Annotated in this window: 23 protein-coding genes; 22 read left to right on the top strand and 1 reads right to left on the bottom strand. The window is 58.0% G+C overall.

Annotated elements, in window-relative coordinates; genetic code table 11:
- The first annotated feature begins 17 nt into the window (after positions 1 to 17).
- The 7 genes from L6D80_RS26790 (at position 18) to L6D80_RS26760 (ending at position 4226) form a co-directional block, all read left to right on the top strand.
- Positions 18 to 419 (top strand): hypothetical protein, encoded by a 402-nt coding sequence (locus tag L6D80_RS26790; protein ID WP_023383571.1) that lies wholly within the window; start codon positions 18 to 20, stop codon positions 417 to 419.
- Positions 420 to 774: 355 nt separating this feature from the next.
- On the top strand, positions 775 to 1260 hold the full coding sequence (locus L6D80_RS26785) for a DUF2726 domain-containing protein (RefSeq protein ID WP_023383572.1): 486 nt from the start codon (positions 775 to 777) through the stop codon (positions 1258 to 1260).
- A gap of 46 nt (positions 1261 to 1306) precedes the next feature.
- The gene (locus L6D80_RS26780; protein ID WP_023383573.1) at positions 1307 to 1975 is read left to right on the top strand and encodes a hypothetical protein; all 669 of its coding nucleotides are present in this window, start codon (positions 1307 to 1309) and stop codon (positions 1973 to 1975) included.
- Positions 1968 to 2633, top strand: coding sequence for a hypothetical protein (locus L6D80_RS26775; RefSeq protein WP_023383574.1), 666 nt, complete (start codon positions 1968 to 1970; stop codon positions 2631 to 2633). Before L6D80_RS26780 ends, L6D80_RS26775 begins: the two co-directional genes overlap by 8 nt.
- Complete coding sequence (locus tag L6D80_RS26770; protein WP_054893892.1) at positions 2626 to 3231, top strand: hypothetical protein; 606 nt, start codon at positions 2626 to 2628, stop codon at positions 3229 to 3231. The genes L6D80_RS26775 and L6D80_RS26770 overlap by 8 nt, the downstream gene beginning before the upstream one ends.
- Before the next feature lie 120 nt (positions 3232 to 3351).
- Complete coding sequence (locus tag L6D80_RS26765; protein ID WP_023383576.1) at positions 3352 to 3798, top strand: hypothetical protein; 447 nt, start codon at positions 3352 to 3354, stop codon at positions 3796 to 3798.
- Positions 3799 to 3860: 62 nt separating this feature from the next.
- Positions 3861 to 4226: a hypothetical protein gene (locus L6D80_RS26760; protein WP_023383577.1), complete on the top strand. Its 366-nt coding sequence runs from the start codon at positions 3861 to 3863 to the stop codon at positions 4224 to 4226.
- A 65-nt stretch (positions 4227 to 4291) separates the two neighbouring features.
- Here the strand turns inward: L6D80_RS26760 and L6D80_RS26755 are convergent, their stop codons facing one another.
- Positions 4292 to 5584: a DUF5623 domain-containing protein gene (locus L6D80_RS26755; protein ID WP_023383578.1), complete on the bottom strand. Its 1293-nt coding sequence runs from the start codon at positions 5582 to 5584 to the stop codon at positions 4292 to 4294.
- Between the two features lie 361 nt (positions 5585 to 5945).
- Between L6D80_RS26755 and L6D80_RS26750 the strand changes: the two genes are divergently transcribed.
- From L6D80_RS26750 to L6D80_RS26680, 15 genes are all read left to right on the top strand, one after another.
- Complete coding sequence (locus L6D80_RS26750; RefSeq protein ID WP_023383579.1) at positions 5946 to 6842, top strand: hypothetical protein; 897 nt, start codon at positions 5946 to 5948, stop codon at positions 6840 to 6842.
- 116 nt (positions 6843 to 6958) lie between these two features.
- A complete protein-coding gene (locus tag L6D80_RS26745; RefSeq protein WP_175442754.1) occupies positions 6959 to 7297 on the top strand; it encodes a hypothetical protein in 339 nt (112 codons plus the stop codon).
- A gap of 188 nt (positions 7298 to 7485) precedes the next feature.
- Positions 7486 to 7803 (top strand): hypothetical protein, encoded by a 318-nt coding sequence (locus L6D80_RS26740; RefSeq protein ID WP_023383581.1) that lies wholly within the window; start codon positions 7486 to 7488, stop codon positions 7801 to 7803.
- 668 nt (positions 7804 to 8471) lie between these two features.
- The gene (locus L6D80_RS26735) at positions 8472 to 10019 is read left to right on the top strand and encodes a DNA cytosine methyltransferase (RefSeq protein WP_023383582.1); all 1548 of its coding nucleotides are present in this window, start codon (positions 8472 to 8474) and stop codon (positions 10017 to 10019) included.
- Between the two features lie 185 nt (positions 10020 to 10204).
- Entirely contained in the window at positions 10205 to 10546 is a 342-nt protein-coding gene (locus L6D80_RS26730) for a hypothetical protein (RefSeq protein WP_023383583.1), read from the top strand.
- Positions 10547 to 10764: 218 nt separating this feature from the next.
- Complete coding sequence (locus L6D80_RS26725; RefSeq protein ID WP_023383585.1) at positions 10765 to 11409, top strand: hypothetical protein; 645 nt, start codon at positions 10765 to 10767, stop codon at positions 11407 to 11409.
- Positions 11410 to 11647: 238 nt separating this feature from the next.
- The gene (locus L6D80_RS26720) at positions 11648 to 11881 is read left to right on the top strand and encodes a hypothetical protein (protein ID WP_023383586.1); all 234 of its coding nucleotides are present in this window, start codon (positions 11648 to 11650) and stop codon (positions 11879 to 11881) included.
- 167 nt (positions 11882 to 12048) lie between these two features.
- Positions 12049 to 12882 carry a hypothetical protein gene (locus L6D80_RS26715; RefSeq protein ID WP_224459409.1) on the top strand — a complete coding sequence of 278 codons (834 nt, stop codon included), beginning with the start codon at positions 12049 to 12051 and terminating at the stop codon, positions 12880 to 12882.
- 289 nt (positions 12883 to 13171) lie between these two features.
- The gene (locus L6D80_RS26710) at positions 13172 to 13336 is read left to right on the top strand and encodes a DUF7167 family protein (RefSeq protein ID WP_156342218.1); all 165 of its coding nucleotides are present in this window, start codon (positions 13172 to 13174) and stop codon (positions 13334 to 13336) included.
- Positions 13337 to 13375: 39 nt separating this feature from the next.
- Positions 13376 to 13936 carry a hypothetical protein gene (locus L6D80_RS26705; protein ID WP_224459408.1) on the top strand — a complete coding sequence of 187 codons (561 nt, stop codon included), beginning with the start codon at positions 13376 to 13378 and terminating at the stop codon, positions 13934 to 13936.
- An 89-nt stretch (positions 13937 to 14025) separates the two neighbouring features.
- Entirely contained in the window at positions 14026 to 14178 is a 153-nt protein-coding gene (locus tag L6D80_RS26700; protein WP_156342216.1) for a hypothetical protein, read from the top strand.
- A 94-nt stretch (positions 14179 to 14272) separates the two neighbouring features.
- On the top strand, positions 14273 to 15091 hold the full coding sequence (locus L6D80_RS26695) for a hypothetical protein (protein WP_224459407.1): 819 nt from the start codon (positions 14273 to 14275) through the stop codon (positions 15089 to 15091).
- Positions 15092 to 15565: 474 nt separating this feature from the next.
- Positions 15566 to 16411: a hypothetical protein gene (locus L6D80_RS26690; protein WP_060495097.1), complete on the top strand. Its 846-nt coding sequence runs from the start codon at positions 15566 to 15568 to the stop codon at positions 16409 to 16411.
- 795 nt (positions 16412 to 17206) lie between these two features.
- Positions 17207 to 17632 carry a hypothetical protein gene (locus L6D80_RS26685; protein WP_023383598.1) on the top strand — a complete coding sequence of 142 codons (426 nt, stop codon included), beginning with the start codon at positions 17207 to 17209 and terminating at the stop codon, positions 17630 to 17632.
- A 17-nt stretch (positions 17633 to 17649) separates the two neighbouring features.
- Positions 17650 to 17958, top strand: a complete 309-nt coding sequence (locus tag L6D80_RS26680) for a hypothetical protein (RefSeq protein WP_023383599.1) — start codon at positions 17650 to 17652, stop codon at positions 17956 to 17958.
- The last annotated feature ends 2 nt before the right edge of the window (positions 17959 to 17960 follow it).

The following is a 17960-nucleotide window of genomic DNA, read 5'->3' as shown; positions in this document are numbered from 1 at the left end:
CGTTGCAGGGGGCGAACATGGCTGACGATTTCATCCGGATCTTCTACCGCCGGGAAGCGGGCGGAAAATCCAAGAAATCATCCGTTTCCATTGACCCGCTGATGTTCGAGATTTTCGTCAAGATCAAGGGGAGCATCGGTGAGGCCCGGGACACCCTGAGGGAATGGGCGAAGGCTGCGGATACCGAGCGTACCGATGCGAACTACCGCATGGGGAACTCTCGAATTGTGCAGCAGCGGATGTCCCAGGAAATCCTGGACATGGTCAATGAAGGCATGGCCGCTCGGGCGGTGAAAGAGACGGAAGCCGCGGGCGAGGGGAAAGGCCGGGGTTCTCGACGGGGCAAGCGGGTGGTGGGTGTCCAACCCTCGCATCAGCTGCCGGCGGTCACCGGGCATCTCTCGGAGGATCACGTCTAGCGGCGTTGCTGGCGCTCATGATCGTGCCAGGCGGGGCAGGCTTCGAATGGTTCGTTTGTGTGATTGGTCAAGTCGGCGCGCATGATTGCAGGACGGTGACTTGCTTTGGCTACGGGAGGTTTGGAGAGAGGTGTTGCACGACACGAGCGTGTCGCTAAGGGAGGATGACTCACCCTAACGGTTCCACGCCCAACGAGCAATACCCAGGGCAGGTTTGTTGATCGGCGGAGGCGCGTGCTCCTCCCGAGCTGGAAGCGAAATCACATTTACTTGACCAACATCACAGGCGGACTACACGCCATTTTTTAGCCAGTGTGCGTATTGGTACGCGTAAAGAATCTATTTAGGAGTAGGTATGTCAATTCTCAACAGCATGGATGGAGTGCTTGTTCCCGCGCTGGTGATCTGCGCCTTTGCGTATTTCGCCATTGCGATGCTGAAGCGCCGCAAAGGCTACTCGACCAAGCATTACCAGTGCATCCCCCTGCTCACCGAGCGCGAGCAGGACTTCTTCTGGCGGCTCAAGGAGGCGGTACGCGACGACCTGGTCATCGCGCCCCAGGTGGTCTTCGGCGCCTTCATCAAGGTGAAAGCCACCGCCATGACCGACAAGAACCACGCACGGCATATGGTCGCCCACAACCGCTGCGACTTCCTGCTCTGCGACAAGCAGCTCAAGCCGGTAGCGCTGGTCGAGGTCGACGACTCCACGCACAACAGCGGCAAGGCCAAGGCAAAGGACCGGCGTCGCGACGAGCTGATGAAGGCCGTCGGGGTCACCGTGCATCGGTACCGCGGGATGCCGTCGGCCAGAGACATTCGCAAGGACCTGAAGCTGTAGAGCTCAGGACCTCTCATCCACAATTAGAACTCAGAAGGTGATCACCATGAGTGACTTCGATTCATCCAGCGAATACTTCGCTCGCGCAGAAGCTTCGGCCGGCGAAGGAAAGCTGACTTTCCGGGGGCTGTTCCTCGCGTTGCTAGGGCTGTATGTCATTGCTGCGGCAATCAGCATCGGCGTCTTGACTTTCAAAGTACCGGTCAGTGCTGAGGATCTACAGCATGCATCCTGGCTGGTGCACGCCCCCTACTTGCTCCCCTTTATCTCCGGCGCATTGTTGATCATAGGCTTCGCACTCGTGCTTCAGTTGATTAGCCCGATGACCCTGAGCTTCGGTGTGCTCATGATCAGCTTTATCGGCGCCGTTTCCACTGAACCGAGTGTCTCACTGCGCAGTGCTGTTCTGGCTGGGGAAGCGAAAATCGGCTGTTACGATTACAGCTTGCTCGCCTGTACCGAGATGCTGGGGTTACCCAGTCGCGCAGCCAACCTAGATCAGCCGGCCCAGCCGAGTGTCCACCAATTCATCCCTGTCCAAGCGATGGCCTTCGTTCGAGCTCCGTTCGATGTGTTCAAAGCGGATGAACTCAACCAGATGCTCGATACACAGCGCCTGGAAGTGAAAGGTGAGATGCGCAAGGGCCTGAAAACTCAGCCCGACACCCTCCCCACATCCGAAGCGACGAGCTCAACAGGTGAGCATCATGAGTGACCACGATTCTTCCAATGACTACTTCGATCACACGCCGGGGACGGCAGGCGAGGGATCACTGATCTTCGCGAGCGTCTTCATGGCTGCGGTGGTGGGGTACGTCGTGTTTGCGGCAATCAGCACCGCCGTCCTGAACTTCAAGGCTCCCGTGAGCGCCGAGGACCTGCACCTCGCTTCCTGGTTGGTGGTTCCGCCATCGCTGTCGTTCATCTGCGCATTTTTCAGCTTCATGTGCATCATGGGTGGCGCCCTGCAAACCTTCAGAGGCAGCTCTTTGGGACTGTTCCTCATCATGATTGGTGTGCTTGCTATGCCCACCATCTTCCCCAGCGTCTCGTTCCGCAGCGCCGTGCTGGCAAGCGAGGCGAAGGTCGGCTGTTACGACTACACGAGCCTTGCCTGCACCAAGATGCTTGGCCTCCCCAGCAGCGCGACATCCGATCAGTCGAGCAAAGTTGAACGCAAGACATCGGCGCCGATCGAGGTGATGGCTTTCCTGCGAGCACCTTTCGATGTGTACAAAGCGGACCAGCTCAACCGAATGCTCGATGCCCAGCGCCAGGAGCTGAAAGAAGAGATCCGCAAGGGCTTGCACAGCCAGGAAAACACGCCCCCTACATCCCTAGTCACTAACCCAGCAGGTGAGCATTATGAGTAACCAGGAATCCTCCAGTGAATACGTCGACCCTGCGCCAGGGACGGCCGCCAAGGGGCCTCTGATCATCGCAAGCCTGCTACTGGCCGTGCCGGTGCTGTTCGTCGTGTTTGCCGTGATCAGCGCAGCCGTTCTGAACTTCAAGGCTCCTGTGAGCCCCGAGGACCTGAAACATGCCTCGTGGTTGGTAACTCCTCCAACCCTCTCGTTCTTTTTGTCCGGTGTCAGCGTCTTCGCGTTCGTCATCGGCGCCTTTCGCGCATTTATGGGCAGTGCCTTCGGCCTGGTACTGATCATGGCTGGGATTGTGAGTGGTACCACTATCTTCCCGAGCGTCTCTTTCCGCAGCGCTGTTCTGGCAGGTGAGGCGAAGGTGGGCTGCTACGACTACACGAGCAGCGCCTGCACCAAGATGCTGGGCCTTCCCGACGCCGCGGCCTCTGAGCAGTCGAGCAAAGTCGAAGGCAAGACATTGGCGGCGATCGAGGTGCTGGCGTTTGTCCGGGCTCCGTTCGATGTGTTCAAAGCGGATCAGCTCAACCAAATGCTCGATGCGCAGCGCACCGAACTGAAGAAGCAGTTGGACGCTTACGCCGAGTAGTCGGTGAAGTCTCGGGGTGGCCGGTGCCGACCACCTCCGAATCTAAGGCTCCACCGAACAAGGGGTGGAGCTCTAATAGTTAACTGGATGCGCTGAGCACCAGCCATAAGGAATCGAGATATGAAATCGCTGTTCGGGATCGTTTTTGGTTGGTTTGCAGGGGTTGCGCTCGCGGGGGCAATGATTGGTATCGTCGGCCTGTTCGATGCCGGGGTTGAACACTTAGGGTTCACTGAAAATACAGCCAGGTACTACATCCTTAGCCTGATGTTGTGCATCACCATGCTGGTGATGTCCAAACCTGCCCGACGTATGTGGAAGCTCATGGGGCTGTTCGGTTTGGCCCTGTTTCTGATCATGGGAACTGGACTGACTCAGGGAATCGAACCGGTACCTGCAGGCGACCAGGTTGAGCAGATCCGAGCTCAGCTGGATGCCTTGGGCATCCTCGGGGCCAAGGCTGTCATGTACCTTGCGCCAGGAGGTCTGGTGTTGTTCTACACCTTGATGGCTTACATCGGGATGCGTGAAGAGCAGGCGAGGAAGCGGGTTTACCTGACCGACTAACGGATCGACTGGGGGCGGGCTGTTTGAGGCAGCCAAAAACACAGAACAGAAGGGGGTAGGTGATGCAAAAGCATGAGTTGGACGCAGTGGACGGTGTTGACCGAAGCTCGGTTTATCGGGTCCTGGGCGCAATGTGTTTGGCCGTCGGGATTTTCTGCATCGGTCCCATGGTGATCGATCAGCAGCTGGTGAACATCGCTCTGAACATGTCACCAGAGAAGACCGCTGTGATGATTCTATCGGCGGCCGGTGTGGTCCTGTCCCAAAGGGGGATCGCCGGTTTCATCGTGCTCATGCTGGGGGTCTTGGTCGCTGGGGCAGCGTTTGAGCTGTACTACGCTCTGGATGCGGCTGCGACGATGGGGGCGATCGGCTTTCCTTTCCTCATGCTTGGGATAGGTGTGCTCATCTTCAACCCAGCTCGCTGACCTCCGCACTACTCGCAAGGCCCGCCATCATGGCGGGCTTTGTTGTTTGAGGCTGCGGGGGAGGGTTACGGGTTTCTACGTGCAGCGAACCGGCGAACCCACTCTTCGCATCTATCTAGGCGGTCTAGGAGGTCCTTCTTTGGCTTGCAGTCTTGATACCCATCTGAAACCATCTGCCTGACCACTCCTAGCCCTGCCAGGACGTCAGCTGCTCCTCTGATGGGGGTAGGGGCCGGTGAGTAGTAGTCCTGGCGCATCTGCTTGTCGGGAAGCTCTGCATCTTCGTACTCTTCCTCGAACCATTTGTTAAGGGTTATGCGGACATCAATAAGCGGTGACGTAGGGCTAAAAATCATTGAGAACGGGAAATTCTCCAAAATAGGGCCGACTTGTAAGTGCTTATCCAAGTCCATGCGGCGAGCCGGCCGCCATCGCGAGCGAAATCCCGGCTCACCGGGGCCACAAGGCACAGCGCCGTCTCGCTCAACCCCTTGAGGGGGTGGCATTATCCTCGCACGCCTCCTTTTTCCACTGAGCGCTCTAGCCGGGCTGATGAATTGGCTGTTGTATGCGTGAGAGTCGTATGTCCACTCCTCAGCTTGTAACCGGGCTTCGAGGGCATGGAGCTTCTTGGCCGAACGCGTGATTAGAGCGGCTGATACCGAGTGGAGGCGTGGGGTTTCGCCGGCCGAATAGACCCCTCGCCATCGAATCCCAACTGTATGAAACCCGTGCTCTTTAGCCCAGTCGATCTCTTCTCGGAACAAATGCCGATATGGCTCATCCAGAATGACAATGCACTTCGACTCATCGTCGTACCAGGTAGACTTGTGATCCGCCTTTTTTGAGAGATTCAGGCTTGTGCCATAGGTCTCGTTTACAAATGGGGCTCGGAAACCTGTCACAGCCATGAAATTCAGAGCGAGTGCGGCCCGTTGCGCCTTCCTCAGGCCGTCGTGCTCGCTATAAGCATCACCCCTGAGCTCCAGATGATCAGGGGCCTCCAGCCGAAAACCGGATAGGTAGGCTGTCCTTTCAAGAGATCTTCCTGGGAGAATTTCTGTCAGGGGGAGCGGCAGCAGGAATGACAGGGTGGTCCGCCCCGATCGAAGTTCAGGACCACGTTTGAAGGGATCTGGGCTCTGGCCGTGATCTTTCCAGTAGAAGGATACAAAAGTCTGGTGGAGTTTCTTTGCGGTCCCTAAAACTGACTGGGCATGCCGGAGGTTCTGAAAGCCAGCACTCTGCGCCGCTTCATCAAGGGCAGCATGATGAGGAATGCTCTTCTCTTGCTTGATTAATTTAGCTACGCGCTTGATACGCGCAACGGTGGTAGGTCGAGTGTGTTCGGTTGCCACGATATCTCTCCGGCCCTACTTGTTGCTGCGTCACCCGTCCACCGCTATGCATCAGGGCCAAAGTTATGGTCCGAATCTTGAGTAGCTGGCAGTGCTGCTCGTGCAGCTTCGCGATGACGGGTAGCTGGCGTCTGCTGGGCGCCATGGGAGATTGTAAGCTGCGTTCTGTGTGTGTGACTAGACCAAACACACAGACGGACCACGCACTACAGGCCGGCAATCACCTATAAAAGAAATCACCTCACGCGACGTATAGGTACGTGTGGTGAATTAGATTTGCCATTATGATGTAGGTCTGAAGGCGGCCCTCGGTATCCCAGGGCCTCATGTAGCGATCCTCAGCGGATCCAGGGGAGGGGGCATGGCCAAACAAGATGAGATGACGAATCGATCCATCGCGATCCTGATCAATCTGTCTGCGGGCTTGGATGAAGCCGGCATCGAGTGCGGCGATGAGCGCGTACCGCTCACCGCACACCTGCGCCTGGCCGCCGCCGCCGGCGCCGCCTCGTTATCCCAGCGAGCCAAGCGGTCGACGCCGTTCTCGAACCAGACGAATAGTCCGCATGTGAAGTTGGTCAAGACCGCTGCTAACTGGCTTGACCAGCTGAAGGTGGTCAAAGGGTTCCACGGAGACGTCTCGGCTGCCGAGTTTCTCGGTGTCAGCCAGACCCAGTTCTCCCGCTGGCGTACCGGCAAGGACCTCCTGGACAACTACCACGCCTGGCAGATCGCAGCAGCGTTGAATGTGAACCCGATGGTGGTGATCGGCAGCGTTGGTTTCCACCACTCTCGCGACACTGATCGCACCAGGTGGTTGGCCATGCTTTCAACGGTCCTTGATTCGGAGCTTCCTGCGGTACCTGCGCTGACGCCGTCGGCGCCAGCCCGGGCAACTGAGCAGGTGCAGCAACAGCAACAGCAACAGGCACCTGCGCCTAGCAGTACTGGCGCTGAGTCGACCGCCCAAGGCAGCAAATGGACAGACGAGGAAGATCAGCGGCTCGTTGCGAGCTACCGTGACGGCTCGGCGATCGACGTTCTGGCTACGGCTCACAGGCGCACTCCCAAGGCCATTTTGCTGCGACTGAGCAACACGCACCGCTTGATACCGGCTGAGCAGCTCGCAAGCTTGTGTGAGCTCTACGGGGTGAACCTGAACAGTCCTGGGAACGGGCGCAAGACCGAACAGAGAAAGGGCTCCCCGCGGCAGAGAAGGGGGAAGGCCAAGGAACATGCTCCAACGGTGTTCCTTTGAGTGATCTGGTGCCTGAGATCAGCTGCTGGCGCTAGGAGTACAAATGTACTCCTAGCGTGCAGGTGGCACTTTGGCGACTCGACCAAATGTGCCACGCGGATCACCAGAAACTAACGATGGCACATTTCGAATGGCGCCAGCCCAGTGTTTACAGGTTGGAAATGGCGGTTCCGCAACAAACACTAGCGATGGCACATATCGGCGCCATCGGGACAACTAGCACAACAGAGGTGGCCATGAACAAACCCCAACTCCCAGAAGCACCACCCCGGCGAACGCTGCTGCAGCGGCTCTTCGGCGCTGGAATTGGGCAGAACTTGATTAAAGTCTGGGTGACAGAGACAGGTAGTTACGCCTTTGGCCAGGTGGTTACCGAGACGAAGGTGAAACTCGGTCGATACACGGTGCTGCAGTGGAAGACATACAGAACGCCTGATCTTGATCGAGAAGAATAGGGGCCAGCGCTATAGCCGGCCTTTGCTCGGCACTGGGGATCCCCCTCTTGTTCAGTGTGCCTTGCTGGTCTGGGCTTCGTTATCTGCGGGTGTTCCCCATATCGAGTTGACCAGTGAACGCGATGGCGCTGTCGGCCTCGCACCTACTCAATCCTGCTACTGACAGAAGTCAGCAACGGAGATCATTGATGCGCACACCCAACGAACAGGATTCACCCAAACTGATGGCCAGGTCGATCGAGCTGATCACCGACCGAGACGAGAAGTTCTCTGAAGTCGTTACCAGCATGGGCAGCTACGGCAACAAGTCCTTCCAGGAAGCCTTCAAAGCACAGTACCCCGAGGACTGGGCGACGATCGAGCGAAGCTACTCGTTGTCCGGGCTCCACTACGGCGAGGAGGGACGGTTTGTCGATGGGGAATGGACCTTGATTGCGATCGAGCCTTCACCATCTGCGCTGCTGGACGCGCAGTACTGCGACTACCTGCGGAACCCACCCTTTTAGCGATCGGTTGGCATGCACCGCACTCTGGCCTTGGATGCTGCCCGGCCGCATGAACGCTACACCCACTCCGGCCATGCTTGGCCGGAGTTTTTCGTTGCTGAACCTACCAATCAATTGGAGTGACCTGACGATGCCAAGAGGCTTTACATCAATTCATTTTCACGGTGGGCCTAAAAATGGCGAAGTGCAGGAGGACGTTCCCTGTTCAAGCTTGGGGGACTCTGTGAGCGTTCCGAGCGGGAGCGGATACACGGATGAGCCAGGCGGGGTTGTAGGTGTCTTCGTAGATGCATTCGAGCTGCCCGACAACTGGATGATTTCCAGCTCATTCAAATACGTCAAGCGGAAGCCAGTTACAGGTTGCTCTGGGGCGCATTACGACTTTCAGGAGAGGACGCTTGTGGAACGTTGTCGCGCTACTACCAAGTCGAATACGTGGTGCAGAAACGTAGCCATGCAGGGGAAGAAAACCTGTAGAGCTCACGCCAAAAGCCAAAATCTAAAAGACAAATACTGAAAGGGCGCGGCCAGAGAGTTGTTCTATAGTTTAATAATCTCTTGATAAAGATTGTCCTATAGTTTAATTTCGGTGTCCAGTAAGTAAGCACACCAGGTGAGCTCCACCAATCCACTTGGCGGGCACCACACAACTCTTCTAGGACGGCTGCATGCTGATCAAAAAAATCCTCACTCACTTCCACTTCTGCTGCGGCTTGGGCGGTGGTGCCAAAGGCTTCAACGAGGCGAAGCCCATCGTCGGCAACATGCAGGCTGAATGGGAGTGCCTAGGCGGCGTCGACGTTGATCCGGCCGGCCTTGCTGACTTCAAGCGTTTGACCGGTGTGGAGGGTACGCAGTTGGATCTCTTCACCCGCGAGCAGTACATCAGGTTCCACGGCAAGGAACCGCCAGCCGGATGGAGGGAAGCAACCACAGAAGACATCCGCCGTGCAGCACAGAACCGCCGGCCCGATACCGTCTTCATCAGCTCCCCGTGCAAGGGCGCCAGCGGACTGCTGTCGGAGAAGATGAGCGCGACCCCCAAGTACCAAGCCTTGAACGAGCTCACCCTGCGTTGCATCTGGCTGATGGCGGAGACCTGGCGCGACGACCCTGTGCCGATGCTGGTGTTCGAGAACGTCCCGCGTCTGGCCAACCGCGGCCGGCACCTGCTGGACCAGATCGGCGCCCTGCTAAGCCACTATGGGTACGCAGTCGCCGAAACCACCCATGACTGCGGGGTGATCGGCGGCTTGGCTCAAAGCCGCAAGCGTTTCTTGCTGGTGGCTCGCCATGTAGAGAAGGTCCCGCCGTTCTTGTACGAGCCCGAGAAGAAGAGCCTGCGCTCTGTAGGCGACATCCTCAGCCGCATGCCTCTTGCCGGCGACATCGAGCGAGCGGGACCAATGCACCGAGTGCCAGCTCTGCAATGGAAAACCTGGGTCCGCCTGGCTTTGGTTGAGGCCGGGAAAGACTGGCGCAGCCTCAACAACCTGGCGATCCAAGATGGGTATCTGCGTGACCTGGTCATCGTCCCAGGATATCGAGCGGGATATATGGGGGTGCATGGCTGGAACGAAAGTATGGGCACGGTGGCTGGACGATCGAACCCAACAAACGGGGCGTTCTCGGTGGCTGATCCGCGTGCCCGGGCAGGCGCCCTGCAATATCAGCAGTACGGTGTTCGCCGGTGGCAAGATACCAGCGGCGCCATCATTGGCGTCAAGAGCCCAGGGCAAGGCACATTCAGTGTCGCTGATCCCCGAGCGGCCAAGATGCGCACGAGTGGCGAACCCTACCTGCCTGGCGGGCACTACGGCGTGGTGCCTTTGCATGGCGTCGCGGGAGGTCAGCATGACGACAGCCGGTGGGACGTTGCCGGCACCCAGCTCCCAAGCGCTGACGAGAAGCTCACCTGCATCATCGAATCGCTCGACGGGACCTGGCACCGGCCCTTCACGACCTTGGAGCTGGCGGCGATCCAGAGCCTTGTCGAGCCAGAGGAGCAGCTGGAATTGGACGGGTTGAGCGATCAGGCCTGGCGCGAACGAATCGGCAACGCAGTTCCCCCGAAGGCAGCGAAAGCCATCGGTCATGTGATGGGCACTACGTTGCTGCTGGCAGCTCAAGGGGAGACTTTCATGCTGAGCAGCATGCCCATCTGGGTGCGGCCAGTCGCGGTTGGCCTGAGCGTATCTCAGCTGGCGGCACAGTGATCATGATCGGCCCACGGCTCCGGCGTGACCGCGGCTTAGGCGCGAGCTCCGCCGGCGCACACCGGCTGAAGACCCTTTGGAGACCGTCGATACAGTGCTGCCACTGATCGGCAAAACCGATGCCGGGTGCGCCTGGCATCATCACCACGACGTGAAAATCACGTCAACACGATGAGATGTAGAAAATGGATGATAGAAACAACGGCCTTCTGATCGAAGGCTTCGTGCAGGGTTCCTATGACCGTATGTTCGGTGCCGGCAAGGTGGAGGCTCGCCACCACCCGCTCACCAGCTGGTCTCAGGCAACCGTCTCCGGTAGTCAAAGCAACTTCCAGGACACGCAGCGCGATGTAAAGCGTACCGTCGAAGCATTGCAGAGCACCCTCTACAAGGAAGGTGGCAATGATGAGCTGCTGACCGAGCTGTCTGCAGTCGAAGAGCGTTTGACCAGCGCTACGACCGTCGATGAGCTGGGCACCGTGATCATCGAGTCGCGTCCAGTGCTTGACCAGGTGTTTGGCCGGTAAGGCAGCCGCCTGAAGCCCTGGACTGCGTTCAGGGCTTCTCACAGATCGGTGCACGCATCCGCCACCTCATGCGATCGAGCTGACGGGTGTGTAGACCTCCGGCATCCGCAACACCGCTATGCACAGTCTTCGAGCTGTGCCGAGCCCATAGAAACACAATCATCAATGCCCTGCTGGCGCCGTTGCGCCAGAGGTCGAACGCCTGCAGGAGGCAAAGCATGAGCATCACCAAGATCACCGAATGCCGCGAGTGCGGTAGCACGTCCCTGAGCTGGCAGACGCACAACAAGAACATCAGCGATGCTCAGCACGGGCGTTTGCGTACGAGCGACATTCGTTGCCAGCTGATTTTGGGTTGTGATCACTGCTCGGAAACTCTGGCCATTATGAGCGCCGATCAAGTAGCGGCATGGCTCACAGAACAAGGGCAGGCACAGTCCGTTCAGTACCAAGGCAGCGATGCCGTACCAACGGCCGCCAGTGCTGGCGAGGTTGAAGAGTCGCTTCTGTGGCTTGACGACTTTGTTGCGCGCTGCAATGGGGATGACCGCGGCTCCTGCGCAGCAGTCGAGACTCTGCGTGCCGCCCTGTCCGCCCAGGTGCAGGCCAAGAAGGTCAGCGCCGTTGTCTTGCGTGAGGCGATGGAGAACCTCGCGATCAGCGCTTCTGTGGCCGACCACCCACCCGTATTCCTGCCAGCGTCCGTGCGCCAGCATCCGCTTGTGATGCTGGGCGGTGTGTGCGTGCGGGTTACATACTCCGGACTGAAGTGGTACCACGAGCAGCTGGTCAATGACCGCTGGGAAGCGCTGGCCGTGGATGAGTTCGAGGCGCTGTTGGTCGAAGCGCTGGCGAAGGCATGAGCATGCCCGCTGATCACTGAGCTCTCGCGGTACCGAATGCCCAGTATGAGCTGGGCTGCCGCAGCTGTTTGACTTGCGAATCATCCACTGGCCTGTGCTGATGGTGGTGGGTCTCCAGACCGAACCGGCGTCAGCGGCGCAGCAAAAATAGGCACAAGTGCCTAAATCAGCCTACTAGGCACAAGTGCCTACTGAGGATTCTCTATCTCAGACCCACTCATCGATGGAGAGCCGACACATGGCTGTCACCCCTCGCAAACCTCGCAACAAGCCGACTCAACTGCAGACCGGCATTCTCCTTGCCGCTGCGGATCTCTCTCGCTACATCTACGACAGGGGCGATGCCGCTGCGCTGCTAAAGCGTCAGGGGCTAGCCGATGCCAACTGCTCGGCCATGGACGAAATGGACAAAGAGGAGCTGCGGATTCTGCGCGATGACTATGGGCTTGCCAGTCTGCGCGGGCTGGATTGAGGACCGCCTCGTTCCAACCATTCTCAACTCACCCAGGAAAAGAGCCGCCCGTCATGCGACGCTAGATTGTTCCACTGCAAGAACCGCACGGAGCCAAACGCCAAAGTGCGGCCTGTTGCAGGCTGAACCAGGCCATCGGGCAGGCTATTGAAGAGACTCGAAAGTCAATGGATGACCAGGACTACAGTCCACCAGGATGGGTTTATCGTGAACACGCGGCCGCTGGTGGTGTGGCGATCACCGAAACCAGCGGGAGGCGTTACCCTCCGGTAGATTGGGCTGCAGTAGGGCCTGCCCGATGGTTCGACTGCAAGCTTGGAAAACTCTCGGACGTAGAGCTGGCGCGACTGATCGGCATACACCCCGATCGAATTCGCCGCCGGCGGGAGCAATTGGGGATACCTCCATGGTCGGTTGCTCAACAGATAGAGCCTTTCAAGCACCTCCTCGGCGTGCTCACCGATGGGGCGATCGCTTCCTTGTGCGGCGTGTCGCCAAAAAGCGTCACGGTTTACCGTGAGTCACTGGGTATCCTCCCGGTGTTGAGGCCGGCTCCTCGAAAGCAGGTGCTTCCCACCGGTCATCCACTGAGGATCTACAAACCTCTGTTTGGCTATGTCAGTGATCAAGAAATCGCGAAGGTGGCAGGTGTGGATCTTCATCTGGTGCAAGAGGTGCGCGAAGCATTGGGCTTCGAACCCGTGAGCCCATTGATAGAAGAGGCTACTTCAATCCCAACCGCGGATTACCACGGGCCATGGCTCGGGTACGAGTCCTTGCTGGGTAAGGTATCTCCGGCCCAGATCAGCAGGGAGGTCGGGGTACCCTATGACGTAGTAGAGCAGAGACGTGTGTTCCTGGGCATAGCACCCTACAAGCGCTTGTCCAAGGCGGTTCGTTTTGATCACTTGCTGGGCAAGGTCCCCAACAGCCTGGTAGCCAAACTCGCCGGCGTGTCGACCGCACGTATCGCAGAGCGGCGCAAGCAACTCGGCACGTGACCATGGCCGAGGCTTCGGCCCAGTCAGGCTGACCGCCGAAATGCTCTTCACCCACAGATAATTCCACACCCGGGTCTGCTTGCGTCCATGCAACCCAGAGCGGTGTAAGAACTCGATCACACCACACCGATCACGGCAAGCGACAATGCTGGACACGCTGCTGCTGGGCGCTCACAGGTGACATCAAGGGCGGGCGAAAAAGATTGTCCTATAGTATAATTTTTGCCTTGCATAATTATTGTTCTATGGTTTAATCTTATTCTCCGTATTCATCTACCAGGACAAATCAATGCGTACCTTCAAAGGGTCCATCAAGACTGACGTTCAGGGCTCCGATGTGGAGTTTGAGTTCGAGGTCGAGGACAACGCCACCCAGACTGAAATCGAATACGAAGCCAAGCAGGCTGCCTTCGAGCACGTGGATTGGAATTTCGAGGAAGTGAAGGGCTCGTAAGGCACTTCGGCCCCCACCCAGATTGGACAGGTGATAGCGATGGAACAGGTTTATCCGCAGGAGACGCTTGAGCACAAGCGTGCAGGTTTTGAGCAGGGCATCAAGAAGATCGCCGTCGAGCGCTTTGGTCACTCGGCCAATGACAACACCTTCTACATGCTGATCGAGCGCAACCGTAATGGCCGCTACGCCGTTGAGTGGGTGCGTGGGGCGTGGGAAGGCCTGCAGCTGGCTGAACAACTTCAGGCCAGCGCGCTGGAGATCGGTATGGGCCCGAAGGCGCTGCAGATCAATTTCCCGGCGGCCGAACGTGCGAGCGTCAGCGATTCCAAGCTCTACAGTCATGCCGAAGTGCCGAGCATGGACCTGGCCGACGAGGACTACATTCTGCACCTCACCGTGCGGGCTGCCGACCCAGACCAAGAGCGTCTCCTTGCCGATACCTGTACTCGTGCCGTGACATCAGCTCCCAAAGCGCTGGCTGCCATGCAGCAGGCCTATGCCAAGCTGGACAGCGTTGCCTTCGTGTCGGAGGAGGGTGACACCGACGAGGTTAAAAGCGCCTTGCTCGATGCCATGGCTGCTCTCTCTGTTCAGTGAGGTTCCTCTCTGCGCCCGGGAGAGAAGCATGACCAGGGCGTGGGTTGGGTTGAGGTCTGAAATCAGCGCCAGCACACACAGGATCCAACATGGACCAGCAGCCGAATTGGCGAGTTACCTACCATGACAACCAGGGTAAGACCATCACCGTCGAGGTGATTGCATCCACCTACAACGACGCCATCAGCAGGGCGTCCGCCAACCTCTTCAACGTGTACTTCCAGTCTGCGGTACAGATCTAGGTCAGCTCCTGAAGCACGCATCCCCAGCCATCGAGCTGGGTCGATGCCGTGGAAGCGGCGCGGATTTCGCGTGCGCAGCAGGGGTAGGAAGATCATGCCGTTGACCTGGAACGTTGCTTATTACTCGGGGATGTCCAGCACTCAGGACCTGAGGGCTGCCGTTGATGAGGGCGTCCCAGTAGGTGTTGTTGCCACACTGCTGGACACCCTTAAACTCCTTCGGACGCTTCCACGTCATTTGGATGCAGGCGGCGCCGTGTTCATTGACTCGGGAGCCTTTTCTGCATTCCAAAAGGGCGAGCTCGTGAGCTGGGAGAAAGTGTTTTTCGCCTACGAATGCGTGCTGGGGTGGACGGACAACCCCGGGGCGCTGAGCATCGTGGCACCGGATGTCATCGGTGACCAGTCGGCAACCCTCGACTTGTGGGCTGTGCACGCAGAGCGAGTTCGCACATGGATCACGGCCGGCGCTCGTGTGATCATTCCCCTGCAGCGAGGGGAGCTGTCTGCCGGAGAGATGCTGGCGCATGCCAAGCGGATATTTCAGACCGACCAGTTCTGCGCGGGAATCCCATCCAACTTGGCGGCAATGAGTGCTGAGGATTGTGCAACCTTGCACCATCACGACTTCCACCTGCTGGGGCGTGTGGTGATCAACGCCGAGTTGGGCGATAAACTGCGTGCCCTGCTGGCCAACAATCCCGATGCCATCTACACGGCAGATGCGAACTGGCTGCGGTCCCGCATCAAGGAAATCAGCCTCGCGGCTAAGGAAATGCGGCAAGCGCCGGCGGACAATCCGTTTGAGACGTCGCGCACACGTGCCGTACGAGCGATTCTGCGCCTGGATCCGTATCACCAGCAACCCGGCCCCTCGGGCGCCCGCCAATCGGAGCTGACTTATGGCACATAACACTGGCACCGCTCAGTGCTCGCACTGTGGGGCTGAGTATCGACTGGTCACAGAACACAATCGCGATATGCAGCGGCTCTGCAGGGCCTGGCTCAGCCGCCACGAGCGGCCGTGTGCAACCAGGACGCCGGAGCAGCGTCGGGCCTGGGCGCAGAAGTACGTAGGGAAGGATTTCACTGAAAGCAGCTTGACGGTCAACCTGGAACATCCTGGGTTTAAAGAGATCCAGCCGGGTCATGCAGTTTTGGGCGACGCTCCAGTTCCTCTAAACCCATCTGTGGGATTGCACTGACTGCTACTTGGCCATCCTGCCGGGCAGATTCGTTCTCCCTCCTGTTGAAGGTGCGGGTTGATCGCCGCTTTGGCAGAGTGTTGCTGGGCGAACACCCATTCTGTCAGTGGCGATAGCAGCGCATCAGCTATCGCAGCCATTATGCCAGTGAAACCACCTGTCATTTCCATAGGAGCTGTGAAGTGAAGTCCGTCGATGTTGTGAGCAAGGCTTGGACAGATACATACGAAGAGATTGCTGCTAAGGCCCAGCTTGTGCGGGATGTGCTGGAGCAGCGCAACGTGAGGCTGCGGTCCGGCAGCGCACTTTCGCAACTGCTTAGCCAGGCCGACAAGCTGAGCCTAGCGTGGGCAGAGCAAGTGAAGCCAGATGACCGGGTGGTCTGGGAAGCGGCGTTCGTGAACCGTCTGGCTGATGCGGTCACCAACTTGCCTGAAGAGCCAGGAATTCAAGAGGCGCTCAAGCGTATGGCCGGCAGCGTCATGCAGCCGGATGATCGGAACACCTCCCAAGGGAAGGACGCTCTCTGGGAGCTGGTGCTGCTGTCCGACTTGAAGAGCCGAGGGTTAGCAGCCAAAGCTGCAGAACCCGATATCCTGGTTGACTTCGGCATGGGCGACTACCCGATCGCTTGTAAGAAGATCTGGTCTGAGAGCGGAGTTGAGAAGCGTGTTAGCCATGCTGCCAAACAACTGGCGCCGTTCAACAATGGCGGGGTCATCGCTCTCAATCTGGACGATTTGGTCCCCGTCGGGAAAGCTGTGAGCGTTCCCACCAAGGAGCTTGCAAAGGCTGTTCTGACCAAGTTCAACTTGGACTTCATTGAGCGTCATCGAGACGTGCTGCAAGATGCTGTCATGAGCGGCAAGTGCGATGGTTTCTTCATCTCGACGACCGCCTTTGCTGTCCTGGCGGAGGAGGAGACATCGGCCTACCTCGCTACGCAAGGTTCTTTGTGGCACCTCGGAGATTCGTCGCCAGAGTCCTGCGAGCGCTTCCTTGCATTTGGTCACACGCAGGGCATGTAACCAGGAGCCTGCAGAACCACGAAGCGCCGGAAAATCCTGGGAGTGACAGTCAACACAGTGCTGTCGAGTAGCCTCGCTAAGGTCGAAAAGATGCGAGAGGATTGACAGCCGCTTCGAAAAATCAGACATTGCGATTTCTGAGGACGCAAGTCTGTTTCGTTGAGCGCGGTCAGTCCTCTTGGGATTGGTCGCGTTTTCCTACATTTTTGGGGTCTCCTTTTCTGCTCATTGGTCATGACTCTCATGACTGATCAGAATCTCAAGCAACCGGCTTGCCCGCCGACCCTCTCAGCATTTCCGGCATATCATCAAATCCCTTCCTCAACGCATGCTATCCGATCATTCTTCAGCTGTAGCTCTTATACTGATCTGTCCTCAGGCTGTGGTAACATCAGTTATACGTACGTGTTATGTATCAATTTGCTTGTGTCTGGGGGTGTGTATGGCAAGTGACGAAGCTCTAGGGTGTGATTACCAAGGCAGGCATTTCGGTGCGGCCTATCCCGATGCGCAGTGCGTCGACGGTTTTCTCTGGGATGAGGATAGCTGCGATGAGCCTGGAGGTGCTCTTCTCCATGGAGGCGACATTCCCTGCCCAAAATGTAATTCAGCTGCGCATGCCACGTACTACGGTACGGAAGAAGACTCAGCGTCGCCCTCGGCCCAGTCGACTGGCAACGGTCCTTACCAGCTACTCCCCAACAACCCCGAAGATTCGCCGGGCTGTGCACCTGCTCTGTCGTGAGCTTGATCAGCTACACAGGTTCGAACGTTCATACACTCACTGGAAAAAGCATGTCACCACTTCGAAAGATTGCTGTGCTCGGTTGTGTCGCTCTGTCGCTGGCAGGGTGCAATGACAAAAAGATCAATGTCACCATTCCGACTGGCTCGACCCTCTACGTCAAGCTGTATCACCTCGGTGATCCTGCGCTCGGCTCGGTTCTGCCAACCGAGTACCGGGCTGGAGGGTTTGGCAAAGTGGAATATGAAATGTCTCAGGTCCTGGCCGGAAATGAATGCGCCCTGGGCATTCCTCTGAAATGGAACAGCCGCCAGCTCAAGCATGAGACTTCTACCGCCACACTGTCCTGCGACGGAGCTGATCAGCGAGAGCTGAAGGGCTATGTGATCGGTGAAGACGGCAAACAAGGCCTGGCCGGTGTTACGTTGGGCAGCGTGGTCCCGTTTGTGGTCACCGAGACAGCAACGGTCAAATAGCCCCGGGGGAGAGCATCATGCAGCTGTCGAAATTGCGGCCACGGCTGTACCCAAACGGGCGGCTAGCCCTGGAGCTGCTCTACGAAGATGGTGAGCACTGGGGCGTGCTCACAACGAACCTGGTGGAGGCCGAGTTGGCGGTCGATGAGGTGTGTATCCACGCCTGGCAACTGCCCGATCAGGTCTTGGATCTGCACCTGGCATCCGGAAAGTTTGAAGACACTGGCAGGGTTGAACCTGCTGGTTTTGAAGACGCACCTGTGTGGCGGGTCATCTGCCCAGAGCTGCTGGCGCATGCCCAGCGAATGCGGGCTCATACGAGGTAAGC

It is taken from the genome of Pseudomonas ceruminis (genome assembly GCF_021602025.1).
Lineage (GTDB): Bacteria > Pseudomonadota > Gammaproteobacteria > Pseudomonadales > Pseudomonadaceae > Aquipseudomonas > Aquipseudomonas ceruminis.
Note: the sequence above shows the minus strand (reverse complement) of the source record. Positions and strands in the feature narration are given on the sequence as shown.

Bases quoted from the DNA above. Each gene is read 5' to 3' on its own strand.
- L6D80_RS26790 (WP_023383571.1), top strand. From the start codon at position 18: ATGGCTGACGATTTCATCCGGATCTTCTACCGCCGGGAAGCGGGCGGA.
- L6D80_RS26785 (WP_023383572.1), top strand. From the start codon at position 775: ATGTCAATTCTCAACAGCATGGATGGAGTGCTTGTTCCCGCGCTGGTG.
- L6D80_RS26780 (WP_023383573.1), top strand. From the start codon at position 1,307: ATGAGTGACTTCGATTCATCCAGCGAATACTTCGCTCGCGCAGAAGCT.
- L6D80_RS26775 (WP_023383574.1), top strand. From the start codon at position 1,968: ATGAGTGACCACGATTCTTCCAATGACTACTTCGATCACACGCCGGGG.
- L6D80_RS26770 (WP_054893892.1), top strand. From the start codon at position 2,626: ATGAGTAACCAGGAATCCTCCAGTGAATACGTCGACCCTGCGCCAGGG.
- L6D80_RS26765 (WP_023383576.1), top strand. From the start codon at position 3,352: ATGAAATCGCTGTTCGGGATCGTTTTTGGTTGGTTTGCAGGGGTTGCG.
- L6D80_RS26760 (WP_023383577.1), top strand. From the start codon at position 3,861: ATGCAAAAGCATGAGTTGGACGCAGTGGACGGTGTTGACCGAAGCTCG.
- L6D80_RS26750 (WP_023383579.1), top strand. From the start codon at position 5,946: ATGGCCAAACAAGATGAGATGACGAATCGATCCATCGCGATCCTGATC.
- L6D80_RS26745 (WP_175442754.1), top strand. From the start codon at position 6,959: ATGGCACATTTCGAATGGCGCCAGCCCAGTGTTTACAGGTTGGAAATG.
- L6D80_RS26740 (WP_023383581.1), top strand. From the start codon at position 7,486: ATGCGCACACCCAACGAACAGGATTCACCCAAACTGATGGCCAGGTCG.
- L6D80_RS26735 (WP_023383582.1), top strand. From the start codon at position 8,472: ATGCTGATCAAAAAAATCCTCACTCACTTCCACTTCTGCTGCGGCTTG.
- L6D80_RS26730 (WP_023383583.1), top strand. From the start codon at position 10,205: ATGGATGATAGAAACAACGGCCTTCTGATCGAAGGCTTCGTGCAGGGT.
- L6D80_RS26725 (WP_023383585.1), top strand. From the start codon at position 10,765: ATGAGCATCACCAAGATCACCGAATGCCGCGAGTGCGGTAGCACGTCC.
- L6D80_RS26720 (WP_023383586.1), top strand. From the start codon at position 11,648: ATGGCTGTCACCCCTCGCAAACCTCGCAACAAGCCGACTCAACTGCAG.
- L6D80_RS26715 (WP_224459409.1), top strand. From the start codon at position 12,049: ATGGATGACCAGGACTACAGTCCACCAGGATGGGTTTATCGTGAACAC.
- L6D80_RS26710 (WP_156342218.1), top strand. From the start codon at position 13,172: ATGCGTACCTTCAAAGGGTCCATCAAGACTGACGTTCAGGGCTCCGAT.
- L6D80_RS26705 (WP_224459408.1), top strand. From the start codon at position 13,376: ATGGAACAGGTTTATCCGCAGGAGACGCTTGAGCACAAGCGTGCAGGT.
- L6D80_RS26700 (WP_156342216.1), top strand. From the start codon at position 14,026: ATGGACCAGCAGCCGAATTGGCGAGTTACCTACCATGACAACCAGGGT.
- L6D80_RS26695 (WP_224459407.1), top strand. From the start codon at position 14,273: ATGCCGTTGACCTGGAACGTTGCTTATTACTCGGGGATGTCCAGCACT.
- L6D80_RS26685 (WP_023383598.1), top strand. From the start codon at position 17,207: ATGTCACCACTTCGAAAGATTGCTGTGCTCGGTTGTGTCGCTCTGTCG.
- L6D80_RS26680 (WP_023383599.1), top strand. From the start codon at position 17,650: ATGCAGCTGTCGAAATTGCGGCCACGGCTGTACCCAAACGGGCGGCTA.